At 49.4% G+C, this 22,400-nt stretch carries 22 protein-coding genes and 2 riboswitches; of the genes, 9 read left to right on the plus strand and 13 right to left on the minus strand.

Translation table 11 applies throughout. The features are described from left to right. Positions 1-2,351 (plus strand): S-layer homology domain-containing protein (locus tag M3650_RS19680; protein WP_251577066.1); only part of this gene is annotated, 2,351 nt, incomplete at its 5' end. Positions 2,352-2,432: 81 nt separating this feature from the next. On the opposite strand, the gene M3650_RS19685 is transcribed toward M3650_RS19680, so the two are convergent. Both M3650_RS19685 and M3650_RS19690 read right to left on the minus strand, forming a co-directional pair. Further along, positions 2,433-3,083: an anthrax toxin lethal factor-related metalloendopeptidase gene (locus M3650_RS19685; protein ID WP_251577067.1), complete on the minus strand. Its 651-nt coding sequence runs from the start codon at positions 3,081-3,083 to the stop codon at positions 2,433-2,435. Positions 3,084-3,183: 100 nt separating this feature from the next. After that, a riboswitch (cyclic di-GMP riboswitch) is annotated at positions 3,184-3,269 on the minus strand. Positions 3,270-3,369: 100 nt separating this feature from the next. After that, positions 3,370-3,458: riboswitch (cyclic di-GMP riboswitch) on the minus strand. 106 nt (positions 3,459-3,564) lie between these two features. Beyond that, positions 3,565-4,359, minus strand: a complete 795-nt coding sequence (locus tag M3650_RS19690; RefSeq protein WP_251577068.1) for a stalk domain-containing protein — start codon at positions 4,357-4,359, stop codon at positions 3,565-3,567. A 507-nt stretch (positions 4,360-4,866) separates the two neighbouring features. Here M3650_RS19690 and M3650_RS19695 point away from each other — a divergent pair. From M3650_RS19695 to M3650_RS19710, 4 genes are all read left to right on the plus strand, one after another. Further along, positions 4,867-5,484: a TetR/AcrR family transcriptional regulator gene (locus M3650_RS19695; RefSeq protein ID WP_251577069.1), complete on the plus strand. Its 618-nt coding sequence runs from the start codon at positions 4,867-4,869 to the stop codon at positions 5,482-5,484. A gap of 32 nt (positions 5,485-5,516) precedes the next feature. Continuing rightward, positions 5,517-6,614, plus strand: a complete 1,098-nt coding sequence (locus M3650_RS19700) for an alpha/beta fold hydrolase (protein WP_251577071.1) — start codon at positions 5,517-5,519, stop codon at positions 6,612-6,614. 93 nt (positions 6,615-6,707) lie between these two features. Continuing rightward, on the plus strand, positions 6,708-7,652 hold the full coding sequence (locus M3650_RS19705) for a prenyltransferase (RefSeq protein WP_019421299.1): 945 nt from the start codon (positions 6,708-6,710) through the stop codon (positions 7,650-7,652). 63 nt (positions 7,653-7,715) lie between these two features. Next, positions 7,716-8,084: a hypothetical protein gene (locus tag M3650_RS19710; protein ID WP_251577073.1), complete on the plus strand. Its 369-nt coding sequence runs from the start codon at positions 7,716-7,718 to the stop codon at positions 8,082-8,084. Between the two features lie 246 nt (positions 8,085-8,330). Here M3650_RS19710 and M3650_RS19715 read toward each other — a convergent pair whose 3' ends face one another. The 8 genes from M3650_RS19715 to M3650_RS19750 form a co-directional block, all read right to left on the minus strand. Then, positions 8,331-8,885: a helix-turn-helix domain-containing protein gene (locus tag M3650_RS19715; protein WP_019421295.1), complete on the minus strand. Its 555-nt coding sequence runs from the start codon at positions 8,883-8,885 to the stop codon at positions 8,331-8,333. Between the two features lie 145 nt (positions 8,886-9,030). Next, the gene (locus M3650_RS19720; RefSeq protein ID WP_251577075.1) at positions 9,031-9,375 is read right to left on the minus strand and encodes an MmcQ/YjbR family DNA-binding protein; all 345 of its coding nucleotides are present in this window, start codon (positions 9,373-9,375) and stop codon (positions 9,031-9,033) included. 162 nt (positions 9,376-9,537) lie between these two features. Continuing rightward, a complete protein-coding gene (gene rbsK / locus M3650_RS19725) occupies positions 9,538-10,455 on the minus strand; it encodes a ribokinase (protein ID WP_251577077.1) in 918 nt (305 codons plus the stop codon). A 62-nt stretch (positions 10,456-10,517) separates the two neighbouring features. Then, positions 10,518-11,879: a C4-dicarboxylate transporter DcuC gene (dcuC, locus tag M3650_RS19730; protein WP_019421292.1), complete on the minus strand. Its 1,362-nt coding sequence runs from the start codon at positions 11,877-11,879 to the stop codon at positions 10,518-10,520. Positions 11,880-11,908: 29 nt separating this feature from the next. After that, positions 11,909-12,838, minus strand: coding sequence for a ribonucleoside hydrolase RihC (gene rihC, locus M3650_RS19735; protein WP_019421291.1), 930 nt, complete (start codon positions 12,836-12,838; stop codon positions 11,909-11,911). A 345-nt stretch (positions 12,839-13,183) separates the two neighbouring features. Then, positions 13,184-14,179 carry a LacI family DNA-binding transcriptional regulator gene (locus M3650_RS19740; protein ID WP_251577079.1) on the minus strand — a complete coding sequence of 332 codons (996 nt, stop codon included), beginning with the start codon at positions 14,177-14,179 and terminating at the stop codon, positions 13,184-13,186. A 168-nt stretch (positions 14,180-14,347) separates the two neighbouring features. Then, positions 14,348-15,379: an alpha/beta fold hydrolase gene (locus M3650_RS19745; protein ID WP_251577081.1), complete on the minus strand. Its 1,032-nt coding sequence runs from the start codon at positions 15,377-15,379 to the stop codon at positions 14,348-14,350. Positions 15,380-15,593: 214 nt separating this feature from the next. Continuing rightward, complete coding sequence (locus M3650_RS19750) at positions 15,594-16,160, minus strand: GNAT family N-acetyltransferase (protein ID WP_251577083.1); 567 nt, start codon at positions 16,158-16,160, stop codon at positions 15,594-15,596. A 102-nt stretch (positions 16,161-16,262) separates the two neighbouring features. Here M3650_RS19750 and pdxR point away from each other — a divergent pair, with 102 nt between their 5' ends. The 3 genes from pdxR to M3650_RS19765 are packed head-to-tail and all read left to right on the plus strand — an operon-like array spanning position 16,263 to position 19,320. Beyond that, positions 16,263-17,708 carry a MocR-like pyridoxine biosynthesis transcription factor PdxR gene (gene pdxR / locus M3650_RS19755; RefSeq protein ID WP_251577085.1) on the plus strand — a complete coding sequence of 482 codons (1,446 nt, stop codon included), beginning with the start codon at positions 16,263-16,265 and terminating at the stop codon, positions 17,706-17,708. Between the two features lie 57 nt (positions 17,709-17,765). Next, positions 17,766-18,362, plus strand: coding sequence for a sigma-70 family RNA polymerase sigma factor (locus M3650_RS19760; protein WP_251577087.1), 597 nt, complete (start codon positions 17,766-17,768; stop codon positions 18,360-18,362). Continuing rightward, entirely contained in the window at positions 18,334-19,320 is a 987-nt protein-coding gene (locus M3650_RS19765) for a hypothetical protein (RefSeq protein ID WP_251577090.1), read from the plus strand. The genes M3650_RS19760 and M3650_RS19765 overlap by 29 nt, the downstream gene beginning before the upstream one ends. A gap of 123 nt (positions 19,321-19,443) precedes the next feature. On the opposite strand, the gene dnaN is transcribed toward M3650_RS19765, so the two are convergent. Both dnaN and M3650_RS19775 read right to left on the minus strand, forming a co-directional pair. Then, the gene (gene dnaN, locus M3650_RS19770; RefSeq protein ID WP_251577092.1) at positions 19,444-20,571 is read right to left on the minus strand and encodes a DNA polymerase III subunit beta; all 1,128 of its coding nucleotides are present in this window, start codon (positions 20,569-20,571) and stop codon (positions 19,444-19,446) included. Positions 20,572-20,584: 13 nt separating this feature from the next. Further along, positions 20,585-20,833 carry a ribbon-helix-helix protein, CopG family gene (locus M3650_RS19775; RefSeq protein WP_251577094.1) on the minus strand — a complete coding sequence of 83 codons (249 nt, stop codon included), beginning with the start codon at positions 20,831-20,833 and terminating at the stop codon, positions 20,585-20,587. Between the two features lie 135 nt (positions 20,834-20,968). Between M3650_RS19775 and M3650_RS19780 the strand changes: the two genes are divergently transcribed. Continuing rightward, positions 20,969-21,736, plus strand: a complete 768-nt coding sequence (locus M3650_RS19780; protein WP_251577096.1) for a GNAT family N-acetyltransferase — start codon at positions 20,969-20,971, stop codon at positions 21,734-21,736. A 152-nt stretch (positions 21,737-21,888) separates the two neighbouring features. Here the strand turns inward: M3650_RS19780 and M3650_RS19785 are convergent, their stop codons facing one another. After that, a complete protein-coding gene (locus tag M3650_RS19785) occupies positions 21,889-22,038 on the minus strand; it encodes a DUF4023 family protein (protein ID WP_311295110.1) in 150 nt (49 codons plus the stop codon). Positions 22,039-22,400 lie beyond the last annotated feature (362 nt).

Consider the following 22,400-nt stretch of genomic DNA (forward strand, 5'->3'; position numbering starts at 1 on the left):
GTTACACGCCGTTGAAGGAAAGTGATAGCTACACCTTTAAAGCAGAAGGCAATGTGTACACGTTCTACTACAAAGGAACAGCACAAAAGCTGAGCGTGAACTATCTGGAGCAAGGCACGGATAAAGTTCTGGCGGAAGCCACGACCGTAGACGGATTCACAGGTGAAACAGTGGAGCTGACAGCCGCGGAAGTAGCGGGTTACACGCCAGTGAAGTCCATCGATAGCTACACCTTTAAAGCAGAAGGTAATGTGTACACCTTCTACTACAAGGGAAGCGCGCAGAAGCTGACGGTGAATTATCTGGAGCAAGGCACGGATAAAGTCCTGGCGGAAGCCACGACCGTAGACGGAGTAACAGGTGAAACAGTGGAGCTGACAGCCGCGGAAGTAGCGGGTTACACGCCAGTGAAGTCCAGCGATAACTACACCTTTAAAGCAGAAGGTAATGTGTACACCTTCTACTACAAGGGAAGCGCGCAGAAGCTGACGGTGAACTATCTGGAGCAAGGCACGGATAAAGTTCTGGCGGAAGCCACGACCGTAGACGGAGTAACAGGTAAAACGGTGGAGCTGACAGCCGCGGAAGTAGCGGGTTACACGCCAGTGAAGTCCAGCGATAGCTACACCTTTAAAGCAGAAGACAATGTATACACGTTCTACTACAAAAAGGATGCTCCAACGGATGAACAACGTACCGTGACAGTGAATTATGTGGAGCGTGCGACAAATGCGGTGTTGCAAGAGTCCACGTCACATACCGGAAAAGTTGGAGAAAGCATCAAGTTAACAGCAACAGATATTACGGTATCTGATGCCGTATACGCTCCTGAAAGCTATAGCGTCGATTACACTATCACAAATACAGACGTACAGGAGTACACTTTCTTCTACAACAAAGTAAATCAAGGTGAAGATTATACGGTAACTGTTCATTATGTGGAGCAGGATACAAATGCAGTCTTGCAAGAACCGACCCTCCATACAGGCAAGGTTGGAGATATTCTCTGGCTGACTGCCGATCAGATTACAGTGTCTGATGCGGTGTATTCGCCATTGAACTTTAATCATGAATATGTAATTATCGCTAATCCGGATCAAGAGTACACCTTCTTCTATACGAAGGGTGGCGCTGATGATGTGCAACTGCTCACCATCATGCACTTGGATAAGGAAACAAACCAGCCTGTAAAGGACTCGACAAGCGTTAAGGGCAGAACTGGAGAACACATCAATGTAAGACCGACACCGATTACCGTTACTGGGGCGGTATATACGCCTGAACAGTCCATTTACCCTTATACCTTTACGAGTGAACCGAATCAGTTACTGGAGATTCACTACACCAAGGATGCATCTAATGTAGACCAACACGTCACCGTGAAATACTTGGAGCAAGGCACAGGCAAGCAACTGGCCGAACCGACGACGAAGAGCGGCAAAGCTGGCGAGAAGGTAGCTTTTTCGGCTGTATCGGTATCCGGGTACACACCTGTCAAGGCAAGTGACACGTATACCTTTACGACTAGCGAAGGGCAGGAGTATGTTTTCTACTACACGAAAAATACGACCAATCCTGATCCGGGGAATCCTGGAACGGGTAGCCCAGGCGGCTCGACGACAACAGTAACGACCAACCCGACTAACCCGGTCAACCCGTTGCCTCCGGTACCGCCATTGCCGCCAGTTCCACCGAAGCTGGAAATGGATAATCACTACAATTACATTAACGGCTATCCGGACGGAACGATTAAGCCGGAGAACCTTATCAGCCGCGAGGAAGTTGCTGTTATCTTCTACCGACTGATGGAGAATGAGACCCGCAGCAACTACATGAAAGGCAGCAATTCCTACGGAGATGTCGACAGCAAGCGCTGGTCGAACAAACATATCTCCACGATGGAAAATGCGAGCATTATCACGGGTTATCCAGACGGAACCTTTAAGCCGGAACGTTCGATTACGAGAGCGGAATTTGCCGCGATCGCATCACGCTTCGACAAGCTGGATGAGCAGAAAAACGATATGTTTACCGACATTAGCGGACATTGGGCAGGAAAATATATCGTATCAGCTGCTAACAAAGGCTGGATTAAAGGCTATCCAGACGGAACGTTCAAGCCGAACCAGTACATTTCCCGTGCGGAAGCCATGTCCTTCATCAACAGCGTTCTGAACCGGAAGGTGAAGGCAGACGGCATTCACAAGGATGCGAAGCAGTGGCCGGACAACACGCCGACCAAGTGGTACTACACGGATGTGCTGGAAGCTACGAATCATCATGAGTATCAGAGAAATGCGGATGAAACCGAAGTCTGGGATCAAGTGAATCCGGATCGGGTGTACCCTTAAGACCTGTAGGATATCACCGCTAAGCAATAAGAAAGCTCCTTTCTGGCGTGACCAGAGAGGAGCTTTTCTCATTTATCGATATTAGCTGGTAAACAGCTTGTCCAAAAATTCATACGTGAGCGGCATGCTGTTTTTCAGATCATTGCGTGTGTTCTCGCTATATACATACAAGCTGGCGGTTTCCGCAAAGTATTCTGTCGGTTGAACTGAGACATAGCCGTCTCCGCTATAATTCACGCTAGCTTCTGCATTAAATATGTTTTTGAACTCTTCTGTGCTGCTAACTTCGTTAAATACGAACCGGTCTATCGCATGCATCGTTTCGTGAATTTCCAGATTGAACGAGTTATGGCCTTTGCCTTTGTTGCTGTAACCAATTCTGGCAACGACGACTCTCTCGCTTACTCCTGGAACATCATCCCACGTTAATCCTGTGCCTTCCCACCCTCTTGGCGTCACGCCTTTTAAATAATTCAATTCAGGCTCATTCGTAATGATGTCGTTCGTTAATTTAATTTTTACGCCTTTGTTGAACAGCGCGCTCAAGATGTTGGCCGGGATCTTCTCTAGCCGTTGCTTCATAGCGGTTGCCTCATTGACGTTATAGTCGCCGCTTGGCAGAACGACCAATCTATCAATTGTGCTATCTTCTGCATGAACCGTGTATGTAGGTAAAGCAAATATTAGAGTAATAAATGCAAGGAATACTAGTAAACGCTTGTCCCACTTCATTACAATCTCTCCTAATCGAAGGCCGCGTCTTGAAAACAGAAAACCCTTCTTATCGAGATAAGAAGGGCATAATCCATGCAACAAGACGTTACACTTCATTATTGGTAACTGGCTGGCTTTGCGAATATCGCTGAAGCCCCTGTAGCTTTGCGTCCCCACCTTTCAGTGGGTTTGCCCTTGTCAATACGGAGTTGACATATGCAGTTGTAAAATTGTAAATGAAAAAGCCCTTCTTACCGAAATAAGAAGGGCTTCATAACGTCGCAAAGAAACGTTAAGCTTCTATATCGGTAACTGGCTGGCTTAGCGAAAAACTTCGCCGTAGCCCCTGTAGCTTTGCGTCGCCATCTTTCGATGGGTTTGCCTTTATCAATAAAGATAAATATATGTAATTGGAAAATGAATCTAGTTATCTACCTATCTTTAGATTAAAGCTGATAGATTCGAAAGTCAAGAGAATAAAATGCCGCTGCAGTCGGCCTCAGTCGCTTGGAACAGTTATCGTTTCCCTCGTGATTGCACCGCCAAGGACACGCACGTTATACACAACATCCGTCATATCTTTCATGGAAACCGCAATTTCAATGTCATACCCTTGGGGGTCTAAGCTTTCTACCCTCATATTCCCTTTGTCGATCTCGATCGTGTTCAAATGGAGTTGACCAACGGTTACGAGTTTGGCTCCCATGTCAGCGCTTCTCATATAGAGCGTGCCGTTTTGCTTGCTGACCCAGAACATTGTTCCGTCTGGATGGACGGCATGAAGATATTTCGATTGATTATTGATGTTGACCGTCTTCGTATACGTATCCCATGTAACCGGAGTTCTGAAGGCAGAGGCGAAAAATTGCAGAGGAACATAGGTCGAATTGCCTCTAATAACCGGATCAGCATCCATTCTGACCGATTTCCCGTCGACGAGAGCCTGTATACTGTATGGGTCCACCCTTACAACATGGTTGATTCCAATTACAGTAATTATCTGATGTGTGGCATCCCAGTCCGTTCTGAAATCCAGCAGTTGAGACAGATCGCGCAGCGGTACGAAAATTCTGCCCGATTTGAGGAAGGGTGGATTGCTTAATTTCATTTCCACACCGTCCTGCAAGATTTTGATGTCGGGACCGGTATTATCCTTCTGCTCCTTCTGCACTTGTGCTTCCACGTGTTTGAAGGAAAAGGTAACGAATATGACTATGAACAGTGCTACGGCACCGACGAGCGACAGCAGCAGGATGATGATATCCCGCCGTCTACATTTGGCATCAGGTACCATTGGATAAATCCCCCTTATCTATTTCTATATATATAGACGCCCCAACTATAGAAATAGTTCCAAATCAATTCCAGTGCGAGATATTGTCATGAATAAAAGATGTCTTTGCCTTGGAGTCAGGCGCTTTCACGTTCCCTCCTTATCAAAGTGTGTCCCTTTCCCCCCTTGCCTCACTCTCCCATAAGGTCAGGAAGGATAACAATGGCGATAAGCACATGCCGATTCGTATAGGACATAACATAAAGCGCCAATCATGATGGCAGTTAGCTTGAGTTGTCATCGGACTGCCGCTTCCTGAAGGTTGGGGAGAATGAAGCAAAGGGGTGGATGAAGCGGATCACCGTCAATCTGAGCGCGCCATTGCACGAACGGATCATTTCGTTAATGTGCAGAGTCAAGCCCTCACATTCTTGAAAAGCGAGAACTGTCTCGTTATAATAAAAACATTGAAATAAACGAGACAGTTCTCGTTTTTTTGTCTATTCAATAATGGGAGGTCGTTCTAACATGTCACCTAAAGTATCTGCGCATTACAAAGAACAACGCCGCCGTGAAATTCTGGAGGCAGCCGGAAGGGTATTCAGCCGGAAAGGATTCGAGCCGACAACGATGAAAGACATTGTGGAGGAATCTGGGAAAAGCTTTGGCGGTGTGTATATGTACTATTCGAATACGGAGGACATGTTGCAAGACCTGATATTAGGCAAAGATGAACAAGTGTTAGAGGCGTTCCCGGATGAGGCCATGACGGCTTGGGATCGAATAATATGGATGCTGGATACTCAGGAAAAGATGCTGGAACAGGCGGGTGATCCTCTTTTTGCGGTTGGTTATGAGTATTTCATTACCGCTTGGAGGAACGAGGAACGATCGGCGCAGCTGCAGGAGCGGTTCTCCGAGGCCATGGAATGGAGCGCAGGTGTCATTCGCGAAGGTGTCCGTACGGGAGAGTTTACACCGTTGCATCAGGTGGAGGATATTGCCGAAATGATGCTGTCTGCTCTGGAAGGGATAAGGTTCAACAGCGTTCATCTAGGGACAGAGAACATTCATGTGTCTAAGCAACTGCAAGTTCTGCGGGATATGTTGAAGTTCGTGCTTCAGGTTCAAGGAGACAACGATTGATGAGCATAGCGAGAAAAAGGATGGGATCGCGAATGTTATGGTTCATACTCATTATTGTTGCCGTCCTCCTGTCCGTCGTTCTTATCGCCTTGGGTTACAGATTAGTGATGCAGCAGCAGATTGTACAGAATGGCGAGGCACTTACGAAAAACGGAGGCATTAGCGTCGTTGAAGAGCTGCAAATCGGCGGAATCAAACAATATATTCTCATGGAAGGTGAAGACAGAACGAAGCCAGTCTGCTTATTTTTGCATGGGGGACCAGGGTCTCCTTTCCCCTTTGGCGTGAGCTCCCGTTCTCTATACCCTGAAATCACCGGCAGTTGTGTCGCCGTATATTATGATCAGAGGGGAGCAGGGAAGAGTTATTCGAAGGACATCGATATCGCAACGATGAATATAGAGCAGTTTATTACCGATGCCAATGAGGTCGTCGATTATGTCAGGACCAAATTTCATCAAAATCGAATATATATTATCGGGAATTCATTCGGCACCATAATCGGAACAGAATTAGCCTATCGCTTTCCGGAAAAGTTCCATGCTTATATCGCTCTCGGACAAATCACCAATATAATAGAAGGTCAAAAGTTGGCCTACCAGTGGCTTTTGAACCAGGCAGAAGAAGATCAGGATCAGAAGGCGATACAGCAGCTGCATAAGCTGGGCGCAGCTCCTTATTTCGGTAAACGCGAGGAACAATTTGGAAAATTGCTGAATCAATCTACCGGGTACAACTATAAGGATGAACATACCGATCAAGCGAGTATTTTCGGGTTGATTACGGGCGCATTTATATCTCCCGATTACACCATTACGGACATATATAAGACGTTGGTATCTGGAGGTAAGTTTAGCATTTTCGAGAGTACGGAACTGCAGGAGGAGATTATCAGCACCAATTTGTTTGTGACGATACCTGAGATCAAGGTGCCGGTTTATTTCATTCAAGGAAAACACGATATGGCGGCCAATTTTGAAATGGCTAAGAAATATTATGAACACATAAAAACGCCCAAAGGCAAGCGATTTATCGTGCTGGAGAACTCGGCCCATTACCCGAACAGGCAAGACTTCGACCGTTTCTTACTTCATGTCGCTCAAATTGTCGACACAACAGGGAACAATTGAACGGAATATGCTGTAATTTGCCGCTTTTTGCGATAAAATGGTGAAAGATTTCAAAAATGATTTTTCAATTTTCAAACAAAAGGGAGTATGGTTGTGACAGTCGGACAATATTTAAAGCTGGTTGAAATTAAGACCAAAGCGGCAAGCATGATACCGTTTTGCATAGGCACCCTCTATGCGGTGTTTCGGTTCCAAGAATTTCGGTTGACTCATTTTCTGCTCATGTTGATTTCGTTGTTGTCCTTTGATATGGCCACGACGGCGATCAACAATTATATCGATTATAAAAAGGCGGTCAAGACCCATGGCTACGGATATGAAGTTCATAATGCCATCGTCCAGCACAAATTAAAAGAGAGCACGGTCGTCGGTGTCATTGTCACGTTGCTCCTTGCGGCGATGACGTCGGGGTTTGTGCTGTTTTTGCAGACCGACATCATAATTTTGCTGCTGGGCGGCCTGTCATTCATGGTTGGATTTTTATATTCCTTAGGCCCGATCGCGATTTCACGAATGCCGCTTGGTGAGCTGTTCTCGGGGTTGTTCATGGGCTTTGTCATTATATTTATCTCGACCTATATCCACATTGACAATCAACAGCTAGTTACACTATTTATTGAAAATGGATATCTCGACATACATATCAACATCATTGAAGTATTATTAATATTCTTCATCTCTATCCCGGCCATATTGGGCATTGCGAATATTATGTTGGCCAACAATATATGCGACATTGAAGAAGACATTGAGAACAAGCGATATACGCTTCCCGTCTATATTGGCAAACCGAACGCGTTAATCTTGTTCCGTTGTTTGTACTATGCATCCTATTTAGACCTCATCGCCCTGTTGCTGTTGCAAGTGAATCCGATCATTCCGCTGCTCGTATTGCTCACCTTTATTCCAGTTCGCAAGAACATCAAGCTGTTCACAGAGAAGCAGACGAAAGCAGAGACGTTCGGCTTGGCGGTGCAAAATTTCATGCTGACGAACATCGCCCGCATTGCTGCCATAGGGATAGCTGCAATGATGTAACCGAGGAGCGTTAGTACAAAGTAAATGGGTATATAAACGTTTCCGAAGGGAAGTGGTGGAATAATGTCTCAAGGTAAAAAGCTTTTACTCGCCTGCATGTACGCGATTGTTATCATTGGAGCAGCACTAATCTTAAAGTATTGGGTTCTACCGCCGTCAGATCCAGCCCCACCCTCTTCCAGGGAAGCTGCCGCGACCGCGAATGAGTCGAAGGTGGCAGATGCGTCTTCTAAGGATTCGAAAGACAGCTTCGACAACTTGGTCAAGCGGTATGGAGATATCCCGCTAATCGATGCGCATAATCATAGCGCAAGCAATCGTTCTTATGATTGGAAAATCGACCACATGTGGGATAAGTATAGGGTGGATCGAGTCGTTCTGTTCGGCAATGTGTCCGAACCGAGTGCCATTCAGACTGACCAGAATGCTTGAGAAGCGTATCAGCAATATCCGGAGCGGTTCGTTCCCTTCTTCTCAGGGATTGATCTCCACGACCCTGCAAGTCTGGATATGGTGAAGGAGAAGCTGGAGCAGGGCTACTTCGGTCTGGGCGAATTGGCAGCCGCTTCGACTTACTCTCCGGTTCTCGCCAATGTGGCGTGGAAGACAGAGCATCCGATGGATGGCATCTTCGGCATGCCAACGAGCGGATCGGCATTCGGGCGGTCGCAACAGTCGTTATTGCCGGCCGCTGTTTCCTGTGTTATCGCCCTCAGGGATTATGATGAAGGACACAGTCCGCTTGCTGCGATGCGGTGCAGGTTCGTTCGGCATTACTTTCCCGTAGGCGGCAAGAATGTCTAGCTTGAAGGCTTCGAATTCTTCATCGCTCATGTATAGATCGGCTTCGCGGAACGTGAGGCCGTCTTTGGCCAAGTCAATCTGGTCTTGCTCCAGATAGCGGCCGTACTGGTCAATCAAGCCGGTGGCAAATTGAATGAACCAATTCATTTGCTCTTCTTTGGTGCTGCCATCAAACTCTTCGGTCGTAAAATTCGCTTTACTGTCCCCAAGCGCATATATTTTCTCTACGGCTCCACGTACTTGTCTCGAATCGACGACTTCAAGGATGTTGCCTGCAACGAGTTTATTTAAGTTACGGTATAACGTAGCCTGAGGAACATTCGGCAGCCGTTCGGCTATCTCGTGTACGGTCAGCTTGCGATTTCCCAACAGGGTTTGCACGATGCGCATGCGGACTGGGTGCAGAATTAATTGGGCTTTCTTATTCATGGGCTCCCCCTCATCTTACTATTATCATTTTCAAAAATAATAATAAAGCACTTCTTGGCGACAAGCAACAAGTTAGCGGTCTGAAGTCTGACGGTAGGTTCAATAGCTAGTTAAGGGCAACTTAAGCAAAGGGCTATGTTCCTTGTTAGCTGATGGCCCTTTTCTCCTCTTTCGTCAGTCCTTTATAGACCAACTCATAGGAGTGATCGATAAGCGTTTTGATTTCGGAATCACCCAGGCTGCCTTGGAGCTGTACGGTGTTCCAGTGGCGCTTGTTCATATGGTACCCTGGAGTAATCTCGGCAAATTGTTCCCGCAGAGCCTCGGCGCGGAAAGGCTCGCATTTCAAGTTGACGCTGGACGAACCGTCCGTCCTGCGGAATAACGCGAACATTTTGCCGCCCACGCGGACGACGGGAATGTCGCTGCCGAACGGGAAGGTAAGAAGAGAACCTTGTTTGCTAAGACAGTATTCAATCCATTTCTCCATGTAGAGTCATCCTTTATTCATCATGTAGTGAAGCTGTTCTCAGCATATCGGATGTCCGCCGAGAGTGCAATATGGTATGAGCATGGAACATACACGAAGGCGCAGCCTGAACAATCCTGCTGTTCGGCTGCGCCTGCTCTTTTTCCTTGATGTAACCTGTTATTACGATTCCAGCTCATGCGAGTGGGGAATGGAGGCGATAGCCCCTTTCCGCTGCACGACCAACGCTGAGAAGGAATTGGCGAAGGACACGACTTCCCGAAGATGCTGCGGATCGTGCCAGCGGGATAGATCGAGTCTGCTGGACAACGCGCCGATGAACGAATCGCCTGCCGCAGTCGTGTCGACGGCCGAGACGAGCTGCGCCGGTACGTGCTCGGCACCATCTGCATGGCAGATGAGCGCGCCTTGCTCGCCGAGCGTCACGATGACGTAACGGATGCCGTGGCCGAGCAATTGGCTGGCCGCTGTGCGAATGGCGTCATCGCCGTTCAGATCGGCGCCTGTAATGACCTGCATCTCCGTTTCGTTCGGCACGAGAATGTCGGTTGCCTGCAGCAGCGCATCCGGAATCTCTTTCGCCGGTGCCGGATTCAGAATGGTCACCTTGCCTTGCTGCTTGGCATAGGCAAATGCCTTCGTCACCGCCGGGATCGGAATTTCGAACTGGGCGATGACGATGTCGGCTTGATCGATCGCCGCATACGCCTGTTCGATATCTTCATCCTGGATGCTCATATTGGCGCCCGCCGTTACGATGATGGCATTTTTCCCATCCTCTTGAATCAGAATGGTGGCTTCTCCCGTTGGGACGTCCGGATCGACTTGAATATGGGAGGTGTCTATGTTCTCTTCCCGCAGCACCTTAAGCAGCTGCTCGCCTCCCTTATCTTCACCGACCTTGCCGATGAAGGATACGCGGGCGCCCAGACGTGCGGCAGACACCGCCTGGTTGCACCCTTTTCCTCCAGCGCTTGATGATGTGCCGATGCCGTGAACGGTCTCTCCGACCATGGGTAATCTGGTTAACAAATGACTCGTATCTCTATTTAAACTCCCCAGTACGCATATATGGTTCATATGAAATCTCTCCTTCCTACCCAAGACACGTCCTTATGGCAGTGCCTCTGCCTCTTGTTGCCTTATGCGAAAAAGATGAACGATAAGATTAAGCAAGAGACGATCCCGACCAGAATCGGCACGGATGTGCGTTTGACGATTTGTATCGGGTTAACCTTAATAATCGAAGCAACGACGATGATGACCGCCGCCACCGGCGATATGGAACGAACCAAGTTCGAAGTCAATTGCATCGGCAGTGCGACCATGATGCTGCTGACGCCGATTTTTTCCGTAATTTCCGGAATGATATTGATGAACGAGTAGAATACAGCCAAGCCGCTACCGCTAATGAATCCGATCAAGCCCGCAACGCCCGCGAAGATGAACATGAGGATGACGCCAGCGCTCTCTACGTGCTGCACGGATTCGATGAGCATATCGATGAGGCCAATCGTCTTCAAACCTTCAACCAGCATGCTTGCTGCCACGATAAGCGAGACGACCTGTGCCAGTCCGGCACCCATGCCGGTGAAGAAGATCGAGAGCTGCTTCGACGTTTCCTTGAAGGAGCCTTTGCGGATAATCTCGATTATAATGGCAAGCGCCATACAAATAAACGTAATTTCGATAAGACCGAGCTTGACGCTCGTAATAAACAAGCCGAATACCAATACGAGAATGAGCGGCAGAATCGGCAGCAATCCGTAATAAGCCGGCGGCAGATCCTTGTTCACATTCAATTTCTCGTCATTAATGTCCTGCTGGAGCGTACCTTGCTGGCGCTTATCCATATATTTTTGCCAGAAGTAGTGCGCCACCGCCATAATCAGGAGCACCGGAATCGAAATTTTGGCATGGTACGAGAAGACATATTCGACCAAGTTCAAGCCAAGCTTCTCCGCTGCTACGACGTTGTCCGCCCCGAGCGGAGTCGGCATAATCGTAGCCGTCGTCGCAATGACAGCGCCGGCCGTCAGCGAGGACATGCCCGTATTTTTCAATACGGGATACAGCGTCGCCATCAACAAGATCGCCAAGCTGGAAGCGCTCGGCACGACCAGCGACAGCAAGTTGCCAAGCAGGAAGATGATAGGCACGAGAATGTACTGCGACTTAATCTTCCCGAGCGGCTTCGTCATCATATGCACGGCGACATCATTGGCACCGATATGTGTCATATAACTGGAGAAGCCGAACAGAACCATGATGGTTAAACCGACACTGCCCAACTGCTTGACGAAGATGAGCCCGATCTGCTTGAACGGATCTAACAGGGCGAGACCGGTGGAATCTTCCGGCTTCAGCACAGGGTGACCAAGCAGCGCGGCAGCAATCATAAGCCCGATGCCGGCTGCGAGGAGCACGAATTTGGCGTCATAGTTTTTGGCGATTAAATAACCTGTTGCGACAAGGAGAACTAAGCTAATAATAATCTCCAACACGTGGAACACGCTCCTTTTCTAAGTTGAGGTTAAATCGCGTTGTGAAGCACTTCCAGCGCCCATTCACGGAAAGCCGGAACGTCAATGTCCAAGCATACCGTCACGTTGCTTGGCTTGGCCAAGCGGCCGCTAATATCAACTACTGTCGTGCCAGCCGTATAGAGGCCCACCGTCTCGATATCGACGAAGCAGTCTTGCGATTCGAACAGCGCGGGATTGACCAAGTAGGCAATGGCGCACAGATCATGCATTTTCAGTCCGCGTGCCTTGAGGCTGCCGCCCCGGTAATGCTGGAACAAAGAGTACAGCATGCTGCCCGTCTTGTTCATGTCTCTTATCGTTTCCACATTTTCCGTCGTTAATGTGGCTTGGCTCGTTACATCGAGGCCGACCATCACCATCGGCAGTCCTGCATTGAAGACGATCTTAGCTGCCTCCGGATCGGCGAAAATGTTATATTCCGCATTCGGCGTATGGTTGCCGCGCGATGCGGATCCGCCCATCAGCACGATGCGCTCGATGTTCGATGCGCAATTCGGGTACAAGGTAAGCAGCAGAGCCACGTTCGTGAGCGGTCCAATCGGCACGATCGTAATCGGCTCGGGGCTGTTCAGGATGACGTCGCGCATGGCCTCTACGGCATGCTGAGCCAACGGGGCCTGAACAGGTGCGTCGAACTCGTAGCCATCCATGCCGGATTCTCCGTGAATGTGGCTCGAATCCTCTGCTGGCCGTACGAGCGGCTTGGAGGCGCCTTGAGCTACGGGAACATCTTTGCCGAAAAATTGAAGCAGCTTCAATGCATTGTTCGTCGTCTTGTCTAAGCCCACGTTGCCTGCTACCGTCGTCATCAGCTTGACGTCGATGCGATCGTGGAAGAGAGCTGCGGCGATGGCGACAGCGTCGTCAATGCCAGGGTCGGTATCCAAGATGATAGGGGTCTTTTTCAAGTTTTCCATGTAAATGCACTCCTTTTAGTGTAGTGAATGGATTGTTGGGCACAGCTCTATGAATAACGAATATTAGCGAGAGTTTTATATGTGTAACCGGTTACACATCGAACAAAGAAATTCTTCATCCCAGACGTTTGTATATGAATCAGAACGGCTGCTTGTATATGAACCTATGCGACCGAGCGAGTGCTGATTCACTCTGCAGAAACGGTGCGGTACATCCCGTAAATATAAGGGCGGCCGAGCCGTTTCTGCTTGGAACGGGTATGAAGAGGATTTGACAACATGATGCATGTGACCGGAGGGAAAGGTGCTGATGGCATGTAGTATTTCCCAACGGTTGTATTTCTATTACGGCTGATTTGCACTTCTGCGGGTCGTTCCCCGCTGGACGAGTTCCACATCGAGCTTATAGTGCATGACGTCCAATGTCTTCTTTTCAATAAGCTTGATGAGCATGCGTGCGGCAAGCAAGCCCATCTCATAGATTGGCTGTGCGACGGTCGTCAACTCAGGATAGACCATCCCGCCAAGTGTTATGCCGTCATAACCGACGATTTGCATCGCATCGGGAACAGCGACACCGCGCTCCTGTACGGCACGGAGGGCACCCATGGCCATAATGTCATTGCCAGCGAATATGCCGTCAATGTCTGGATGGCGATCCAGCAGCTCGTGGATAGCATCAGCTGCATGATGCAAGTTGAAGTCTCCATTGACAATCAAGTCCGGCTGGAACCAATCCGCTTGTCCCACCTCATCGAGGTAGCCTTGGCATCGCTCGTCGGCAATCGATAATTCGAGCGGTCCGCGAATGTGAGCGATAGTCCGGCAGCCTTGGTTCAGAAGGAACTGTACGGCCATGCGCGCGCCCTCGCGGTTGTCAGATGCTACCGTCGGGATAGTGCTGGAGATCGTCCGGTCAAGCATGACGACGGGGACATCCAATTGCTGTATTTCTTCAGGCGACAAGGTGTTGGTGGCTAAAATAAACCCGTCGATATATTTCTGCTTCAAAGCATGAATGTATTGTTTCTCATTGGCTGGGGTGTCATCGGAATTGCACAGAATCGTCGCATATCCGTACAACTGGGTGACCTTCTCCACAGCGCGGGCCAGTTCGTTGAAAAACGGGTTCGTAATGTCAGGCACGATAAGCGCCAGCATCTTCGCCGATTTCTTCGTCAAGCTTCGCGCCACATCGTTCGGGATATAATTGAGCTCCCGAATGGCATTCAACACCTTCTTCTCAGTGTCTTCGTGGACATAACCATTCTGATTCAAGACCCGGGAGACGGTGGCCACCGATACGCCCGCCAGTCTGGACACGTCCTTGATTGTGGCCATACGGTTCAATTCCTTCCATGTGTAACCGGTTACACATTGTGTTTATAGATATAATAATGCCCATGTATACGACTTGTCAATCAACTAACATTTGTCAATCGTGTGAAATGGCTGCGGCAGCCAAGCTAAGCGAGGCTTATTAAATGCAAAATGACACAACAACGGGTTTCAATTCCGGTGTTGTGTCAATAATCCCTGCACGATCTCAACTACCAGATCGGGCTCGTCATGCATAATCATATGGCCGCTGTTCTGAGCTATAATTAGTTCGCTGTCGGTGGATATGTCCAGCAAGCCCTTTTGCTGCTCCTGCCATATATCTTCCAGCTGGCGGCTGCTTTCTGCGGACATGCCGAATGCGGTGGCGTCGTTCGGAATGGCGTGAGTGACGATTCTGACGGGAAGGGATCCGAGCTGTTGATCGCGGATAGCCTCTTCCACCTCGGTCATGTGCCTGTCTTCTTCTTCCGCCGTCTCCAAGTAAGCTGACGCTGCATCCACATTGACATAGAGCGGCCTCTCCTCAGCCGGCAATTGAGCTAATAGGGAATTCTGGAACAGTCGCATAGCCCCTGACGCTTTTAATAACTTCACCAAGGCCGTAGGCGGCAATCCCGCCTTATCCGGATCCAGTCCTTCCCGCTCAAAGATAGCATCCGTTGCCTGCGAGAATTGTTCCGGTCGCGCATCCAGCAGCACCAATCCGGCGACTTCATCCCTATACTGCTGCGCGAACAGTCGGGAATACATGCCACCCTGGGAATGGCCGACAAGAATATACGGTCCGCGAATGCCTTCCTGCTGCAACGCGGTATGCAGCTCTTGCACGATACGGTTGCCGGTCCGTTCCGTATCCGCCTGCTCACTCCAGCTATAGCCGGCCCGGTCGTATGTGACGACCGTCGCGTCCTTCGCCAACCGCTCAGGGATATCTCTCCAGATGTGGCTGGACTCCCGGCTGCCAGCCTCGAAGACAATCGTCGGCGAGCCAATCCCGATCTTCTTCACATGCAGGCGAAATCCACCGACATCGACCAGCTTGCCCGGCGGGGGATAGTTCTGCTTGGCCTGCAAGGATGCGACCCATTCATACACAAAGCCGAGACCGATGATGCACACGAGAACAGCCAGGGCTGTCACCAGCATTTTAGCCCAGTTCTTCCGACTGGTTCGCTTTGCCTTGCCGGTTGTTGTGTTCATACGATGCCCCTTTCTGTTCGTCAAGCGGCTTGGATGAGCCGTTGTAATTGAATGCTTATTTTTACCATTATTAATTTCAATAATGATATTATAATACATTATGATAATAGTCAACGATTACTCATAACGGATGGGCGCGATTACATCATCAGATAAGAAAAGCCATGGAGCATCACGCTCCCTGGCTTGCCGATATGACGCTAGTGTCGCGCCGTCACTTGGTGCTCCGGTATTCATCCTCCAGGATGCTCATGATGATGGAATCATGGTACTTGTGGTCGTAGTAGAGCGCATCGCGCTGCACGCCCTCACGTTTGAACCCTGCCTTTTCATACACATGGATGGCACGTTCGTTAAAGGCAAATACGTTCAGCTCGATCCGATGCAGCTGCAATGTACCGAATGCGTATTCGAGCAGCAGGCCAATCGCTTCGCTGCCGTACCCTTTCCCCTGATGGGCCGAGCCGCCAATGGCGATGCGTATATAAGCGCTGCGGTTAATGCCGTCGATATCCTGCAGCTCGATGTCCCCGATGACCTCATTCGTCTCACAGAGCGCAATTAGCAACAGCATGCCGGATGAGTCCTGTGTTTTGCCCTCGATGTAACGGACAACTTGTTCCTTCGAAAAATGCTTCTGCGTGCCGGTCAGTCTTCTGACTTCCGGATCGAACAGCTTGTAATAATAGGACTCCGCATCCTCCAAGCCGATAGGCCGTAAATAGACGCCTGCGCCTTCCAAAAATCGTACGGGTGTTCCTGCTTGTTCCATAGTGTTCATCTTGCAACCCTCCTGTTTGTTCTATTCCAACTATAGTCAAATCTTGTATACTCGAAAATAGACAGATTTGTAAAAAACAAAAGGACAGAGGAGGGGACTTACATGCTGCTCATCCCCAAGCTTGATGAGAACAGCCATATTCCCCAATATGTGCAACTGCTCGAATATATTAAGGATGAAATTGTATCTGGCCGGCTGGCCGAACATACCTGGCTTCCTTCGATTCGCGCCTTGGCTGATTTCCTTGCGCTGAGCACGACGCCGGTTGAGCTGGCGTACAGTCAGCTTGTTGCGGAAGGGTTCATTGCCAGTGTGCCAAGGAAGGGCTACTACGTGCAGCATCTGCCAGAGCCGTATTTGCGGCTGGGAAGCGGGGCAGGGGACCGCCCGATTCAGCCACATGAAGCCTCGAATAGGGCGGCTCCAGCCCGTGATACGAAGGTATATAAATATGACTTTCACATGTCGAACATAGACGGTTCCCACTTCCCGTTTCGGGTGTGGCGCAGCTTGTTCCATGATGCTCTTCGCTCGGGCATGGAGGAATTACTCTGGTACGGGGATCCACAGGGGGAGCCCGGCCTACGGCAGGAAATTGCGACGTATCTGCACCAGTTCAGAGGGGTGCGCTGCAGTCCAGAGCAAGTCGTGATCGGTTCCGATCCGCACTTCCTGCTCTCTTTTCTCAGCCGGATATTGATAGAGCATACGGACCATATAGCTGTAGAAAACCCCGGATATTTGCTATGTCCGTCCACCTTTCGCCAGCACGGGTATCGAGTGACGCCCGTGTCATTGGAGGAAGACGGAATCAACCTCGGTGAATTATACGACAGCTCCGCCCGCATCGTCTGCGTGTCTCCGTCGCATCAATTTCCGCGGGGGATGATTATGCCGATCGCGAAGCGATTGCAGCTGTTGGAGTGGGCCCGGAAGACGAACGGATTCATCATTGAGGATGACTATGACGGTGAACTGCGCTATTACGGCCGCCCGATTCCCTCTTTGCAAGGATTGAATCCAGACGCGGACGTCATTTATTTGGGCGGATTTGCCCAAGTGCTGTCCCCGGCGATCGGCGTTCACTATATGGTGCTGCCGAAGTCGCTGCTCGGCGATTATCAGCGGATGGAGCATCGGACGCTCTTCGAGCAGTCGGCATCGCGGTGGAACCAGCATGCGCTGCAGTTATTTATGGAACGGGGCCACCTAGAGAAGCATGTGCGTAAAATGCGCAACCTGTATCGGCAAAAGCATGATCGGCTCATCGCCTCCATCCACAGCTATTTCGGGGAGCGGGCTTCCATTATTGGGGAAGATGCCGGGTTCCACATTCTGATGAGAGTCGATAGTTCCCGCACGGAGCAAGAGTTGATCCGGTTGGCGAGTGCTGCCAGCATTCGTCTTGCCTCTGCTTCGTTTACATGGCTGCATCCTCCTGTGAACGACGACTTGGAATTTTTCATCGGGTTCGGCGGTATTCCATTGGAGCGGATAGAGGAGGGAATTCGACGGTTAAGCGAGGTCTGGCTCGGCACATTGCAGTGAACCTAAATGAGGGATGCGACCAATATACCGTGTAAGACCTGAATGGAGGCTGGCCACATGAAGGAATCCGATTTGAAGCCTTGGCTTATCCGGATGAGCCAAGGGGATGACGAAGCGTTCCAATACGTCTACCAGTCGACCCGCGATCATGCGTACCGACTCATTTACTTTCTTGCCCCGTATAAGCAAGACGCGGGTGACATCATGAGTGAAGTGTACTTGGAACTGTTTCGCAGCTTATCCAAATATGATATTGAACAGCCATTCCACGCTTGGTTCAACGGCTTGATCGTAAGGCAGGTGCGCAGCTGGAAACGAAGCGCGTGGAGAAGGTTCCGCCTGCTAGAGCGGGTAACGACGGGGCTTGATGCGCCGCAGCATAACGACATAGAGGAGCATTTGCTTGCTCTAAGCGATCAATTAGAAGTGACACCGGCCGTGGAGAAGCTGTCCCAGAAGCTGAAGGAAGTCATCGTTCTCCGGTATTATCAGGATTGCCCCTTAGAGGACATCGCGGTCATTCTTCAGATTCCTGTGGGAACGGTGAAATCGAGACATCATCTCGCACTGAAAAGATTGCGCCATCTTTTCGAGGTGCGGAATGCTGGAAAGGAGTCGTCTACCTATGTCAATGGAAAAAAGACTGAAGCGTGAATATGAACTGGCAACCAATCTGGTCAGCTGCCCTTCTTCGCTTGATGAACGAATAGGAGCACTGTATCACATCCATATTCAGGCAGAGGGGAGAAAGGGTTACACGGTTCGCAAGTTCAACACGCGCAAAATGGCAACAGTCGCACTCGCTGTCGTTCTTCTGACCGGGTTCGCCTATTCGGCACAGAAGCTGCTGTTCAGCGCCGAGCTGGGAACGATGAACATAGAAATGCGGACTGATGCCAAATTTGTATTAACCCGGACGGCCGCCGAAGATATCCGCCGCGCGTTGGCGGATGTGCAACAGCAGTTGGCAGTCGGGCAAGCCGCAGTCGTATACGTGGCGTCATTGGAGAAAGAGGAGCACCCTCTATACAAGCGACATCCACTGCTCGGTGTAACTAAGCAGGAGCAAGTGCAGGACGCAGAGGGGTGGAATGAGACTGTTAAGAAGCTGCATGCTCCGCTTTCCTTGCCTCGTGTGTTGCCTGGCAGCTTCACCTTCTCTGAAGGGAAGGAAGGGAATCCTTACGAGTCCATGGTAGATGAGAAAGGGTACAGCCTTCTCGATGAGCTGCGCCAAGAGAGCAAGCAGAACGGGAACGGCGTAGCCTGGCGTGTCGTGCCGGGGCCGCAGCTGCCATTTCAAAGCTATACCACAACCTATAAAAATGCAGACAACGATCGAATCTACGTGACTGTTGAGGTTATGCCTGACATGAACGTCACGAGCAAAGGCCTTGCTTCGGAATCGGCGCAATACGAAGAACTGGACGTTCAAGGCGCGAAGGCGCACTATACGGTCAATGACCAGTTCCTGTTCAGCGAGTCCAATCGGTATCAGGAATTGTTCTGGATGAGCGGGCAGGCAGGACAGCAGTTCATCTTGCGAGTAGCGAGCGATTCGCCGCACGTCACGAAGGAGCAGTTGCTTCAAGTTGCGACAGGCTTGAAGTGACGATGTCTCGGTCTGATGGTAGACACTGACCTCTGAACGGGCTTCGCACGGCATGTTGGCCCCCCTGTGATGGGGGGCTGTTGTGCAACTGCAGATACCACACAACCTGTTGTGCGCTCGAAGCTACATATGTGACCGTAATGGGGTAATCATGTATGTAGATTCGGTGTCATCAACTGGCTGCACGACTATTGGTTTCCATTTTCCAGAACATGCAAGTCTCAATTTGGCGCTATCGACGGAACGAAGGATGTCCTTCATGTAATTTCCGTTGAAACAAATGGATAGGCGTTCCCCACTCATTTCCTCGGCATGCACTCCTTCTAATACATCCCCTATTTCTGCAGTATTGGAAATCAATTCGATGTCGTTATGCTCGTTGATGCTCAATTGGATCATATTGTCGTCACCGGCCAAGAGGGAGACCCGTTCCATCGCATGCAGCAATTCAACCGAGTCGACGATCAATTCCGTCGAATGGGTTTGCGGTATTGACCTATCCACGGATGGATATGATCCATCGATTAATGCGGATTGAAACATTAGGTTTTTTGTTCTAAATCCAATCTGACTTTTGCCAATCGTAATTTCAACCGTTTCCTGTTCCTCGTTCAGCATTTTCGATAATTCATGTACATTTTTCCCTGGAATGATGATTGCGGGCGGTATGACCATGTCTTGTGCCAAGCTCACGCGGGTGAGCCGGGAGGCAAGTCGTACGCTGTCAGTTGCCAGAAATCGGAGGTTGCCATCGCGATCAATTTGACAGGATACGCCTGTTAATACAGGTCTTTTCTCCGAGGGAGAGACAGCAAACACGACGTGGCGAATCATGCTTCTCAACGCGGTGCTAGAAATGTGAGCTTGAATGCCGTCATTGATTTCTGGCATTTGAGGAAAATGCTCCGCATCCATGCCGCACAAACGGTAAACCGCATTTCCACTTTGAATTGAAATGATAAGGAGCTCCTTCATTTCTAGTGTCACAACGCCTGCAGGGAATTTGCGAATGATTTCACTAAAATATTTTGCAGGGATGACAATGCTTCCTGTGCGCTGAACGTTTACATTTTCCGTGGCAGGAATCTCATATTGAACCATCATGCTCGAATTGCCGGAAACGAGCGTCAATCCATCCCGATTCGCTCGCAGTAGAATTCCAGACAGTATGGGAATAGGACAGTTGGCTGACACTGCTTTAATTACGTGCTGCAGCGCTTCGGCTAGAATAGGCTGCGGTACTTCAATCAACAAATGAATTCACCTATCCCTCCGACTCTGCATTGAAATAAGATTCAATGATGTCTCGAATGATTTCCGAACGGGAGCAGTTCCGCGAACTGCAATGCTGTTCGATTTCTCCCCATAGCTCTTTGGTTAAAGTCAAAGATATTTTCTTAGTTTCCCCGAATCCTTTGCGGCCTGCGCCTTCGCGGGGACCTCCTCTGGTGAACATGATGCTGACTTGTCCTTCATCGCTGGGTACACCAAGCTTTATTTTATTGTTCGGCACCGGTTTCCACCTCTTTTGAATAAGGTTACCTTAATCAAACTGCTTTGTGCTTTTAGTTTAGCATAGTTAGTTGAGATATAGCAATATATGGTCTTTTGCAAAAGATAGGGGACTAGCCACGTCTCCGGTCGGGACATGCGCGCAGCGGGTTTGACTCGTCGTTCCTCCGGCGGTACGATGATAACGCAGGCGCTGAACAAGGGCGCTTCGCATCCAAGAACGACACTTTTACAGATCCGGGGTGGAACTATTTGTAGCACGCCATTGATAACACTAGACCGTAAAGACATCCGCAGAGCAGCCGACGTACTTGCCGAAGGCTTTGTGGAAGATCCGTTGTACCAGCATATCTTGCCCGACCGCTCGACAAGGCTCGATGTGCTCCGAATCTTTTTCTGCAATTATGTCACGATGCTGTATCCGTACTCCGACGTTTACTCGACTTCCGGCAACATGGAGGCGGTCGCGCTCGTATTCCGATCAGATCGGACTGGATTATCCATCGTATCGCGATTCAAGGACGTATCTGCAATGCTGCTTGCTATCGTTAAGTCCATTCCGATATGCCGCTACATCGGCATCAGGCAATTTGCAAGAGGGATAGCCATCTTGCACAGCATGAGCTCGGCATGGTTGTCCATGCTAGGCAATCAGGAGTACATTCACCTCGACATGCTCGTGGTGCAATCCAAATATCGGGGGCAAGGCTTCGTCTCTCGCATCATGAAGCCTCTAATAGAGGAATGCAACAGACGCAGCATCGCATGCACGCTGGAAACGCAAAATCCGGACAACATCCTGGTATATGAGCATTATGGCTTTAGCATCGTTGATGTCATTCCGCTTCCGAACAGCGATTTGGAGCAATATTGCATGGTTTATTCAAATACCGAGGATACATGAACAGGTTTCGTATACAAAAAGCCCTGATCCTCGGGATCATGGCTTTTTTGCATGAAGAAAAAGGCAGGTGTTTAACCATAGGCTGCGATGATTCAGATCGCAGGGACGGTGCTTCCATTCGCAAAGCAGACAGCATATCTATTTTCCCGCCGTTATTTGTTTGTGCTCTTCTTCTTGCCGGGCAAGCTGTGGCCGGGATTGCCTTTGCCGCTCTTTCTGTTCTTCTCATTCTTCTGTTGCGCATCGTGCAGTTTTTCTACAAATTCATGCGTATTATCCATTGAATATTCCTCCTTGGACATCGTGTCGATGTTACTATAACCAATTTACCGGCCAATCATGATTTCAGTTAGACGTGTCTTTCGTGGATCGGGCGTTCTCACGAGCGAGGGGCTGATTGATTGGAATACAGATTGATGATAGAATCGATACAAGTAAAAATAACATTAGGCAAATATTTACAACAACGTATTTAAATCGGGCGCAGATCCGGCCTTGTCTCTAATTGATAACAAGACTCCTCCTTATTGGAGAAGTCTTGTAATGTAGAAAGCATCGCTATTTTTTTCTGAAAAAAAACCAATAAATTGCTACTATGATGTAATAAATAACTAAAATCAAGGCTATATCAGTGAGTATCTCTGTGAAATCTAAGGAGGAAAAT

It is taken from the genome of Paenibacillus sp. MER TA 81-3 (assembly GCF_023713585.1).
Lineage (GTDB): Bacteria > Bacillota > Bacilli > Paenibacillales > Paenibacillaceae > Paenibacillus_B > Paenibacillus_B profundus.

What these genes read in the sequence shown, in the direction of transcription:
- M3650_RS19780 (WP_251577096.1), top strand. Translation starts at nt 20,969, where the DNA reads ATGCGCGCAGCGGGTTTGACTCGTCGTTCCTCCGGCGGTACGATGATA.
- M3650_RS19690 (WP_251577068.1), bottom strand. Translation starts at nt 4,359, where the DNA reads ATGGTACCTGATGCCAAATGTAGACGGCGGGATATCATCATCCTGCTG.
- M3650_RS19685 (WP_251577067.1), bottom strand. Translation starts at nt 3,083, where the DNA reads ATGAAGTGGGACAAGCGTTTACTAGTATTCCTTGCATTTATTACTCTA.
- pdxR (WP_251577085.1), top strand. Translation starts at nt 16,263, where the DNA reads ATGCTGCTCATCCCCAAGCTTGATGAGAACAGCCATATTCCCCAATAT.
- M3650_RS19785 (WP_311295110.1), bottom strand. Translation starts at nt 22,038, where the DNA reads ATGTCCAAGGAGGAATATTCAATGGATAATACGCATGAATTTGTAGAA.
- M3650_RS19740 (WP_251577079.1), bottom strand. Translation starts at nt 14,179, where the DNA reads ATGGCCACAATCAAGGACGTGTCCAGACTGGCGGGCGTATCGGTGGCC.
- M3650_RS19715 (WP_019421295.1), bottom strand. Translation starts at nt 8,885, where the DNA reads ATGAATAAGAAAGCCCAATTAATTCTGCACCCAGTCCGCATGCGCATC.
- M3650_RS19750 (WP_251577083.1), bottom strand. Translation starts at nt 16,160, where the DNA reads ATGAACACTATGGAACAAGCAGGAACACCCGTACGATTTTTGGAAGGC.
- M3650_RS19710 (WP_251577073.1), top strand. Translation starts at nt 7,716, where the DNA reads ATGTCTCAAGGTAAAAAGCTTTTACTCGCCTGCATGTACGCGATTGTT.
- rbsK (WP_251577077.1), bottom strand. Translation starts at nt 10,455, where the DNA reads ATGAACCATATATGCGTACTGGGGAGTTTAAATAGAGATACGAGTCAT.
- M3650_RS19720 (WP_251577075.1), bottom strand. Translation starts at nt 9,375, where the DNA reads ATGGAGAAATGGATTGAATACTGTCTTAGCAAACAAGGTTCTCTTCTT.
- M3650_RS19765 (WP_251577090.1), top strand. Translation starts at nt 18,334, where the DNA reads ATGTCAATGGAAAAAAGACTGAAGCGTGAATATGAACTGGCAACCAAT.
- M3650_RS19695 (WP_251577069.1), top strand. Translation starts at nt 4,867, where the DNA reads ATGTCACCTAAAGTATCTGCGCATTACAAAGAACAACGCCGCCGTGAA.
- M3650_RS19745 (WP_251577081.1), bottom strand. Translation starts at nt 15,379, where the DNA reads ATGAACACAACAACCGGCAAGGCAAAGCGAACCAGTCGGAAGAACTGG.
- M3650_RS19700 (WP_251577071.1), top strand. Translation starts at nt 5,517, where the DNA reads ATGTTATGGTTCATACTCATTATTGTTGCCGTCCTCCTGTCCGTCGTT.
- rihC (WP_019421291.1), bottom strand. Translation starts at nt 12,838, where the DNA reads ATGGAAAACTTGAAAAAGACCCCTATCATCTTGGATACCGACCCTGGC.
- M3650_RS19760 (WP_251577087.1), top strand. Translation starts at nt 17,766, where the DNA reads ATGAAGGAATCCGATTTGAAGCCTTGGCTTATCCGGATGAGCCAAGGG.